The organism is Psychrobacter sp., from assembly GCF_036731945.1.
Lineage (GTDB): Bacteria > Pseudomonadota > Gammaproteobacteria > Pseudomonadales > Moraxellaceae > Psychrobacter.
This window is the reverse complement of record NZ_DAINDI010000012.1, coordinates 41,440-51,760: the sequence shown is the minus strand read 5'-3', so window position 1 is coordinate 51,760 and position 10,321 is coordinate 41,440. Positions and strand designations below refer to the sequence as shown.

General features: G+C 45.5%; 8 protein-coding genes. 5 read left to right on the top strand and 3 right to left on the bottom strand.

Annotated features, from left to right (window positions below):
• The coding region (locus tag V7D75_RS04065; RefSeq protein ID WP_333613514.1) for a RidA family protein at nt 1-366 on the top strand (366 nt) is incomplete at its 5' end.
• A gap of 123 nt (nt 367-489) precedes the next feature.
• Here V7D75_RS04065 and gspE read toward each other — a convergent pair.
• Complete coding sequence (gspE, locus tag V7D75_RS04060; RefSeq protein ID WP_333613513.1) at nt 490-2,046, bottom strand: type II secretion system ATPase GspE; 1,557 nt, start codon at nt 2,044-2,046, stop codon at nt 490-492.
• A gap of 411 nt (nt 2,047-2,457) precedes the next feature.
• On the opposite strand from gspE, the gene V7D75_RS04055 reads away from it, so the two are divergent.
• Nucleotides 2,458-3,297, top strand: a complete 840-nt coding sequence (locus V7D75_RS04055) for a thiazole synthase (protein WP_333613512.1) — start codon at nt 2,458-2,460, stop codon at nt 3,295-3,297.
• A gap of 252 nt (nt 3,298-3,549) precedes the next feature.
• Entirely contained in the window at nt 3,550-4,989 is a 1,440-nt protein-coding gene (locus V7D75_RS04050; protein WP_333613511.1) for a WS/DGAT/MGAT family O-acyltransferase, read from the top strand.
• Nucleotides 4,990-5,040: 51 nt separating this feature from the next.
• Here the strand turns inward: V7D75_RS04050 and V7D75_RS04045 are convergent, their stop codons facing one another.
• Entirely contained in the window at nt 5,041-5,868 is an 828-nt protein-coding gene (locus V7D75_RS04045; protein WP_333613510.1) for an inositol monophosphatase family protein, read from the bottom strand.
• Nucleotides 5,869-6,132: 264 nt separating this feature from the next.
• On the bottom strand, nt 6,133-8,181 hold the full coding sequence (gene dxs / locus V7D75_RS04040; protein WP_333613509.1) for a 1-deoxy-D-xylulose-5-phosphate synthase: 2,049 nt from the start codon (nt 8,179-8,181) through the stop codon (nt 6,133-6,135).
• A 469-nt stretch (nt 8,182-8,650) separates the two neighbouring features.
• Between dxs and ribA the strand changes: the two genes are divergently transcribed.
• Nucleotides 8,651-9,334 (top strand): GTP cyclohydrolase II, encoded by a 684-nt coding sequence (gene ribA / locus V7D75_RS04035; RefSeq protein ID WP_333613508.1) that lies wholly within the window; start codon nt 8,651-8,653, stop codon nt 9,332-9,334.
• 18 nt (nt 9,335-9,352) lie between these two features.
• A partial coding sequence (gene hemF / locus V7D75_RS04030; RefSeq protein ID WP_333613507.1) for an oxygen-dependent coproporphyrinogen oxidase occupies nt 9,353-10,321 on the top strand: 969 nt, incomplete at its 3' end.

Here is a 10,321-nt window from a genome sequence, read left to right as displayed (position 1 = left end):
AAATCTAGCCCAGTGTTTCTTGGCGATGGCGGCAATTATCCATTTTCAGAAGCGGTACGTGTCGGCGATACGCTCTATATGTCAGGACAGATTGGTTTTAAAGACGGCAAACTGGTCAAAGGCGGCGTCAAAGCGGAAGCCAAACAAGCGCTCGATAATATCCATGAAACCTTGTTAAAGTACGGCTACCAAAAGTCCGACATCGTCAAATGTATGGCGATGCTGACCGATATGGATGATTTTGATGACTTTAATAAAGTCTATAAAGCAGAATTAGCTAAGCCTTATCCGGTACGCTCAGCCTTTGGTGTTGCAGAGCTAGCAGCGGGTGCAAGCGTTGAAGTTGAGTGTATCGCCGCAAAATAGCAGTACTATTAAAAATAAGCCAAACTGACTTTTTGATTAGCGGTTATTGAGCCAATTGTCCTGACTTTTGACTCAATAACCGCTTTGCTTTATACAATCGTTTTTCTTTATACCACCGTTTCTTTATACAATAATAGCATCATCAGTCAGGGCGCTTTCTTTGGTTACCCGCAGCACTTCTTCTAACGTCGTCCGCCCTTCTATCACTTTGCGTAGCCCATCAGCACGTATCGATGGCGTCTGCTGACGGGCGTATTCTTCTAGCTCGTACTCGGCAGTATTACTATGAATCATTCGGCGCAAGGTATCGTCAATCGGCACCACTTCATAAATTGCCGTTCGCCCTCTAAAGCCTGAATTATTACATTTATCACAGCCAACGGGTTTGGGCAAATTAATAATATTCTCTGTTAATTTTTCAGTAGCCGTATTTGTAGCATTTGCCGCAATACCAATTTCAGTAAATAATTTGGCTTGTTCATTATCGGCAGCCTGCCAGCCATGACAATGTGTGCATAACGTCCGTACCAAGCGCTGAGCGACGACACCAATCAGCGATGACGATAATAAGAAAGGCTCTAGGCCCATGTCCTGCAAACGCGTGACCGCACCGATGGCAGTATTGGTATGCAGCGTTGATAATACCAAATGTCCTGTTAAAGACGCTTGCACGGCAATCTCGCCGGTTTCTAAATCACGAATCTCACCTACCATCACCACGTCTGGATCTTGACGTAACATGGCACGCAGGCTCTTAGCAAAGGTCATATCGACTTTATTATTCACCTGCGTTTGCCCAATACCATCGAGCTGAAATTCAATCGGATCTTCAGCGGTTAAGATATTGCGGGTTTGATCATTTAAATCGGTCAATGCCGAATATAGTGTGGTGGTTTTCCCCGAACCTGTCGGTCCAGTCACCAAAATAATGCCATGTGGACGATGGATTAAGCGCTTAAGCTCGCTATAGTCATTATCAGATAGACCGAGATACGTCATATTCAGACGACCCGCTTGCTTGTCTAATAAACGCATGACCACGCGCTCACCAAAGCTCGATGGCAAGGTCGATACCCGTACATCGACCTCACGGCCTGCCAGTCTTAAACTGATGCGACCGTCTTGCGGCACACGCTTTTCGGCGATATCTAGCTTAGCCATGACCTTGATACGCGAGACCAGTAACGGCGCCAATTGGCGTTTTGGCGTGATAATTTCTTTTAGCTCTCCATCGACACGAAAGCGCACCACTAAGCGCTTCTCAAAGGTTTCAATATGAATATCTGAGGCATTTAAACGTATCGCTTCAGACAACAGCGCATTAATCAGACGAATAATTGGCGCATCGTCTTGTTGATCCATCAAATCCTCTGTTTCAGGAACGCTATCGGCCAAGCTATCGAGGTCAGGATGGTCTTCAAGCCCAGCGGCGATATGCTGCGATTCGCCCGTATTACCAGCATAAGCGGCATTCATGCGTTTTTCGAAATCTTCAATGCTTATACTTTCATAATTTGGCACACCGCGTACGCCTTGCTGCTGTAAAAAACGCACCGCCTCATTAATGGCGGACAGTGGCGTAGTTTTGGTCAACACCAAGGTCGGCGGCAACTCAGGATCAATAGCAAGAATGGCCAAAATTTGATGGCGTTTTGCAAAAGTGTACGGCAGCTGCAGCATAAAGACGACCTAGTGAGTGATTAATTTAAAAAAGAACTTATAAAACAGCTTATAAAATAACTTTGAAGATAGCTAAAAAATATGACCTCATACATGCTAAAAAGTCCTACTAACTTTAAGCGTTAAACACCCTGCCTAAATCGTTAAACTGGGTAAAGATTATCAGTAAGCACGCATGAGTTTGTTATAATAACATTTTGTTTTATACAAGTAGCAAGGCTTTGTTTGGATTTATGACTTTGCTTTTAAAGCAGTTATATTATTAGCATTTAACATCGCAAGCCTTTGGCCACATAACGCCTATTTACGTTTTGCCTCTACTACTATTTAATAAAAACTCTCATTAAACACAGTAACAAACTTAATAACCTCGTTAGTCACTTTTGTCCGCCCGCTATTAGGATTATCCTTATGTCACAAGCCGCAAATACTCCTGCCAATGCTCAATCATTTTCACAAAATGCCTTATCGAATGATACCTTTACGGTTGGTAGTCGTACATTCTCTTCTCGATTGTTGGTCGGTACTGGTAAATATAAAGATATGGCTGAAACAGGCGCGGCGATTGGCGCGTCAGAAGCTGAGATTGTCACCGTTGCTATTCGCCGTACCAATATTGGTCAAAATAGCAATGAGCCAAATTTATTAGATATTATTTCACCGGATAAATATACCATCTTGCCCAATACCGCAGGCTGTTTTGATGCCGAAACCGCGGTTCGGACGTGTAAGCTTGCTCGCGAGCTGTTAGGCGGGCATAATCTGGTGAAGCTAGAAGTGTTAGGCGATGAAAAAACCCTTTATCCAAACGTGATGGAAACTCTAAAAGCCGCCAAGGTGCTAATCGATGATGGTTTTGAAGTCATGGTTTATACCTCTGACGACCCCATCGTCGCTCAAGAATTAGAGAGCATGGGCTGTGTGGCAATTATGCCGCTTGGTAGCTTAATTGGCTCAGGTTTAGGTTTGCTCAATCGCCATACTCTAAGCCTTATTATCGAAAACGCTAATGTACCCGTATTGGTTGATGCAGGCGTCGGCACCGCTTCTGATGCCGCGATTGCGATGGAGCTTGGTTGTGATGGCGTGCTGATGAACTCAGCGATTGCCAACGCACAACATCCTGTGCTGATGGCGCAGGCCATGAAACATGCTATATGGGCAGGGCGTCAGGCGTTCTTAGCGGGCCGTATGCCGATGCGCAAAATGGCCATTGCTAGCTCACCGCAGACCGGATACTTTTTTCAGTAATTTTTAGCTTATACTTTTCAGCTTGAAAGCTGTAGGGCGAATTTTCTAGCTTAAACCTTTAAAAGCATGGCTTAACACATAATAAAAATCCCGTGCGCCATGCTTTTTATATTAAGATGTTTTTCTAACTACTTTTAAATTTTCAATAATTTTTTGCTATATTTTTTAGTTTTACTACGCTTTACCTTTGCTTAACTGAATACTTATTTAGTTTATTGCCATTTTTCATTCATCGTCATAAAAGGATTTATTATGCGACTTCTCACAGCAGTCGACCAGTTGTTCTTACTTCTTGAGTCGCGTAAACAACCCATGCATGTTGGGGGTCTATTTTTATTCGAATTGCCAGAAAATGCGGACAGCAGTTTTGTTTGTCAATTGGTCAAGCAGATGCAGCACTCTGAGGTGCCGCCGACTTTTCCTTTTAACCAAGTGCTTGAGCATTTGATATTTTGGAAAAAAGACAAACACTTTGATGTTGAGCATCATTTGCATCATGTAGCGCTACCACAGCCCGCGCGTGTACGCGAGCTTTTGATGTACGTATCAAGAGAGCATGGTCGCCTGTTAGATCGGGCAATGCCGCTATGGGAATGTCACGTTATTGAAGGCATTCAGCCAGAAAGCGAAGGCGCTCCTGAACGTTTTGCCTTATATTTTAAAATCCATCATTCGCTCGTTGATGGCATCGCTGCCATGCGACTGGTCAAAAAATCCTTATCGCAATCGCCGACCGAACCGGTTACGCTACCGATTTGGTCATTAATGGCTCGCCATCGTAACCAAGTCGATGCGATTTTGCCAAAAGAACGTTCGGCGCGGCGCATTATCAAAGAGCAAATATCGACCATTAAACCGGTATTTACAGAATTGCTCGATAACTTAAAAAATTTCGGTGATGACAGTTATGTCAGTACCTTTGCAGCGCCGATGAGTGTGCTTAATAAACGCATTTCAGCCTCGCGGCGCATCGCCGCGCAGTCCTATGAGATACAGCGCTTTAATGATATCGCTGAGCGTTTAAATATCAGTAAAAACGATGTCGTACTTGCCGTTTGTGCTGGTGCTATTCGCCGTTATCTCCTGTCGATAGATGCGCTGCCAAGTAAGCCTTTGATTGCTTTTGTACCCATGTCATTACGTACCGATAATAGCGTGGCGGGCAACCAGTTGTCATTTGTATTGGCAAATTTGGGTACGCATTTAGATGATCCGCTTAGCCGCATCGAGCTGATTCATCGCAGTATGAATAATGGCAAACGCCGCTTCCGCCGTATGAATCAAGCGCAGGTTATCAATTACAGTGTGATTTCTTATGCGTGGGAGGGCATCAATTTGGCAACAGGGCTGTTTCCGAAAAAACAAGCGTTTAACCTGATTATCTCCAACGTCCCTGGGTCAGAAAAGCCGCTGTATTGGAACGGCGCGCGTCTGCAATCTTTATATCCAGCGTCGATTGTATTTAATGGACAAGCGATGAATATCACCCTCGCCAGCTATTTGGACAAGATTGAATTTGGCATCACCGCTTGCAGCAAAGCTCTACCGCATGTACAAGATATGCTCGTCCTCATAGAAGAAGAGCTGCAGTTGTTGGAGCGCACCAGTAAAGAGCTTGAATTTCAAGGTATCACGGTTACAGATAAAAGTAGGGACAAAGAAAATGGCAAAACAAAAAAGCTGGCGCCATAATGGAACCAGCTTTTCTTAGTATCGATTTTCTAAATCTTTAATAAGTTAAAACTACAAAATATCGCCCCATGTTGGGACAACGACTTGCATTAACGGTTTTAGTAATTTGACGTTACAAGCAAAGATAGAGCCTGATGTCATTGAGTTGTGCGCGCCTGTATGGTCAACGACCACACCGCGTGCTTCGGTCACGATAAGCTCACCGGCAGCGATATCCCACGGCTTAATGGACATCTCAAAGTAGCCATCAAATCGACCAGCGGCGACATAGCATAAATCTAGCGCGGCTGAGCCTAAACGGCGAATTTGGCCGCCCGCTTCAGAGATTTTTTGTAAGCTTTCAAAGTGCTGCTTGGCATAAGAGATGATTTCACCATTGCGTTTACGCTCAAGCGGATGACCAGTGGTAAATAGGCCGCCGTCGATGGTTTTACGCTCGCTCACTTGCATACGGCGATTGTTTAAACGCGCGCCTTTACCACGGCTAGCCGAGAACATCTCATCACGCACAGGATCATAGATGACGCCATGCTGGGTCACGCCTTTATGCTGCACTGCGATAGAGACGCAAAACTGAGGTACGCCATGGACGAAGTTTTTAGTGCCATCTAGCGGATCAATAATCCAGCACCAGTCCGCATCTTCGCCGCGACCTTCTTGCATACCAAACTCTTCACCCAAAAACGAGTGATTTGGATAGCTGGCTTTTAGGGTCTCAATCGTCAGCTCTTCACTGAAACGATCAATGCGCGTGACCAAACCATCAAGTCCTTTTGACTCGATATCTAGCTCGATTTTGTGGCGGTTTTGATGCGCATATAAAATCTCTTTACCGACTTTTTCAGCAGCACGCGCTGCGATGACGACCATGGGTTCCATAAATAACCTATTTGCTTGATGAATGAATACTACTTAAAAGATAGGACTGATAAAATGTACGAAAAATAAAAGCCGCTTAAAATTAAATCGGATTAATAACTCATGAAAACCATCGCCGCCTAGCGAACCAAATAAATGATTGCCAGCAGTAGTGCCGCCCAAGTTGTCAAATAATTCACACCTACGGCAAGTAGGCGAGGTCTAAGCAAAAATGCTTTATTTTTCAATCTGCTATTTTAGCAATTTTTTATCAGCGATAGGGTTTTATTTTAGCAATTGCTGCAGCTGGCTCACGACCCCTGCAACATCCAGACCACAATCAGCCATTTGTTCTGTTGGGGAACCATGAGCGATAAAGCGATCAGGAATACCGATATTACAGATTACTGGACGGCTATTTTTAAAGGCTATTGATTCGTTAAGTAAATACTCATTGACCGCACTGCCCGCGCCGCCCATAACCGTATGCTCTTCCAAAGTAGCAATATGGGTAACGCCTTGCTCGATTAAGCTTTCAAGCAAGTGCGTATCTAAAGGTTTTACCCAGCGCATATTCACCACATGTACTTGGCAGTCTGTTTCTGTATTATCGTTAATCAGGCTTTCTGCCGCTTGCTGAGCCGTCGCCACCATGGTACCAAAAGCTAATAATGCCAACTTATTAGGTGCGTTATCTTGACCTAATACCGACTCTACCACCGCTTTACCAATAGGATAGACTTGCGCTGGCTGAGTAATCGTCGCGCCAACGCCGACACCGCGTGGATAGCGTACAGCCGTACAACCTTGATACTCATAACAAGTATTCAGCAGATGGTAGCATTCGTTTTCATCTTTTGGCGCGGCAATCAGCATATTCGGCACGCAGCGTAAAAAAGCAAAGTCGAATACGCCTGCGTGAGTAGCGCCATCTTCACCGACCAAACCGGCGCGATCAATAGCAAACATCACATCAAGATTTTGTAGCGCCACATCATGAATCAGCTGATCGTAGCCACGCTGCAAAAAGGTTGAATAGATGGCGACGATTGGCTTGACACCTTGGGTTGCCATGCCGGCTGCTAACGTTACTGCGTGTTGTTCAGCAATCGCTACATCAAAAAAACGATTGGGAAATTGACGCGCAAACTCAATCATGCCCGAGCCTTCTTCCATGGCTGGGGTAATGGCAAGCAATTTCTCGTCAGTAGCGGCTTTATCACATAAGAACTGGCCAAAGACTTGCGAGTATTTTAAGAGCGGTGTACTCGCTGTTAGGTTAGCGGTTAGCGCTTTCTTCTCGTTATCTTCGGCAGGCAATCTACTAATAGCATGATAGCCTACAGGATCCAATTCAGCAGGTGCAAACCCTTTACCTTTGGTGGTATAAATATGGACTAAAACAGGGCCCTTTAATTGCTTGGCAAGCGCTAGCACGCGCAGTAGCTCAGGGATATTGTGGCCATCAAATGGACCGAAATAAGTAAAACCAATGGCTTTAAATAGATTGTCTTCTAATTGCGGCACATCGCGCAGCTCATTATGGCGTTTACGGCGGTCGTAGGCTTGCATGTCAGGGCGTTTACATAATATTGGCTCGCCAGCATCAGAGATATCAACCTGATAGCCTGACTCCCACAATGTCGCTAAATGCCGCGAAAAACCACCAATCGAACAAGATATCGACATATCATTGTCGTTTAAAATCACGAGCAAATCTGCATCTTGTTGGACGGCGTCGTTCATTGCTTCAAACGCCATGCCGCCGGTCATCGCACCGTCGCCAATAATACAGGCAACCGTTTGCGCGCGCCCTTGATAGCGCAGCGCCAAGCTCATACCAAGACCCGCTGAAATAGACGTCGATGAATGTCCAACGCCAAAAGTGTCGTAAACCGACTCGGCGCGTTCTGGAAAAGCAGTCAAACCATCTTTTGCGCGAATAGTTCCAAGCTTTTCACGGCGTCCTGTCAACACTTTATGGGCATAGGCCTGATGACCGACGTCCCAAACAATCTGATCTTGCGGCGCATCTAAAAGATAATGCAGGGCAATGGTCAACTCAATGACGCCTAAATTGGCCCCGAAATGACCACCGCTTTGACCGGCTGAATAAAGCAAAAAAAGCCGTAGCTCATCCGCCAAGGTAATGAGCTGACTTTCGCTAAACGCTTTTAAATCAATCGGAGCGTCTACTGTATCAAGTAGCGGCGTATGCGGACGCTCACGTGGAATGACTGCATAAGTTTTTTGCAGGTGCGATAGCGATGCAGCAGAATCAATGGCTGACGCAGATGATGACTTAGACTGTGGGGAATGAGGTGACTGCTGCATAAAACGTACGATACCTACCAATCTGCTAACAAGATGCTACCTTAGATGCTAGCTAGCATCTAAGTGGCGTTAATAATTGATACAGCGCTTAAAATAGCTGTAAATAACGATTTAAAATAAAACAAACTTTCAATTTTATAGACATTTTAAAATGAGACTATGTCCTCATATAAAACGTTATAGCGCCTGCTAATTTTGCTTTCATATTGAGCGCATATCGGGCGACAGTGACGACATAGTAATGCAAGGGCTAAGACTTGTCACTGTATCCGTCAAAATAGTATGGCATAATAGCATTTATTTTTAATTGTCGCTTTAATCATCGTGCGCCGTCTGTGAACTTTGTGTGTATTTCCACCAAACAGCTTTCGTATGCTATTTTAGTTAGCAGCGCTTGTGCAGCACCTCTATTATTATAAAACTTTAACCGACCGCTAGCGTCACGATGATCGGCTTATGCAGGACATTAATGTCATATCAATTTATCACCAATGCCAAACTACCGACTCGTCACGGCGAGTTTGATATTCATATCTTTGAAAATGCAGACGGTCAAGAGCATGTGATGCTTACCGTCGGTTTACCTGTGACCAAGCAAACTGACGTTTCAAATCAGCAAGGCACGGCATTTAATCAAGACAGCGATGCGCTAAAAGAAGCGCCCATACCGCTCATTCGTATTCATTCGGAATGCTTGACAGGTGACGCTTTTAGCTCATTAAAATGTGACTGCGGTCCCCAGCTTAATACCGCGATGCAGGCGATACAAGAAACCGGCTGCGGGGCGATATTATACTTGCGTCAAGAAGGACGCGGCATTGGCTTGACCAATAAAATCCGTGCTTATGCCTTGCAAGATCAAGGGCATGATACGTTAGATGCCAATCTTATGTTGGGTTTACCGGCGGATGCGCGCGTTTATGATATGTGCGGGCCGATGCTTGCTCATGTCGGCGTCGATAGCGTGCGCCTGATTACCAATAATCCCGATAAAGTTGCTTACTTAACCGAACATGGTATCAATGTCGTTGAGCGCGTGCCGTTATTGGTCGGGGTGAACGATATGAATGCTGAGTATCTCGCGACCAAACGCGACCGCATGGGCCATCTGCTCGATAAAGATTTCAATACCGCCTTACACCTTAATAAATAGTAAATAATTAGATATTTTATGACCATACCAAATATAGATAATCATGACAATTTACCAGAGACGAATTCTGCCGTGACGCCAACCCACAATGACATCAAGCGCGTGCGTGAGTTTTTGGTGGATCTGCAAGCGCGTATCTGCCAAGCGTTAGAAGCGCAAGAGCGCGACGGCAGCAGTAATGATCAGCCGGCAACCTTTGTGCCTGACGATTGGGAACGTCCTGAGGGCGGCGGCGGCCGTTCTTGCGTGCTCGCAGGTGGCGAAGTGATTGAAAAAGCGGGCGTGATGTTTAGCCATATTCATGTGCATAACCTACCCGCCTCGGCAACCGCGCGGCATCCTGATATCGCTGGCCGTAAAGCGCAAGCGATGGGCGTTTCATTGGTAGTGCATCCTAAAAACCCCAATGTACCAACCAGCCATGCCAACGTGCGTTTGTTCGTTGCTGAAGCCGAGGGCGAAGAGCCTATTTGGTGGTTTGGTGGCGGTTTTGATTTAACGCCGTTTTATCCGGTGCTTGCTGACTGCGTACATTGGCATCAGGTTTGTCACGACCTGTGCGCACCGTTTGGTGACAGCGTCTATCCTGACTTTAAGCAGTGGTGTGACGAATACTTCCATCTGCGCCATCGTGATGAGCAGCGCGGTATCGGCGGCCTATTTTATGACGACGTCAATACCGAGAGCCGCGGTTGGGATTTTGAGACGTGCTTTGAATTTATGCAAGCGGTCGGTAATGGTTATCTTGAAGGTATATTGCCAATTTTTGAGCAGCGTAAAAACACCCCTTATACCGAAGCACAACGTGAATTTCAGCTTTATCGCCGCGGACGCTACGTCGAATATAACCTTGTTTATGACCGTGGCACCCTATTTGGACTACAAAGTAATGGACGCATTGAGTCCATCTTAGTCAGTATGCCGCCGCTTGTTAGCTGGCATTATCGCTTTGAACCTGCCCCCGGCACGCCTGAGTTTGAATTGACC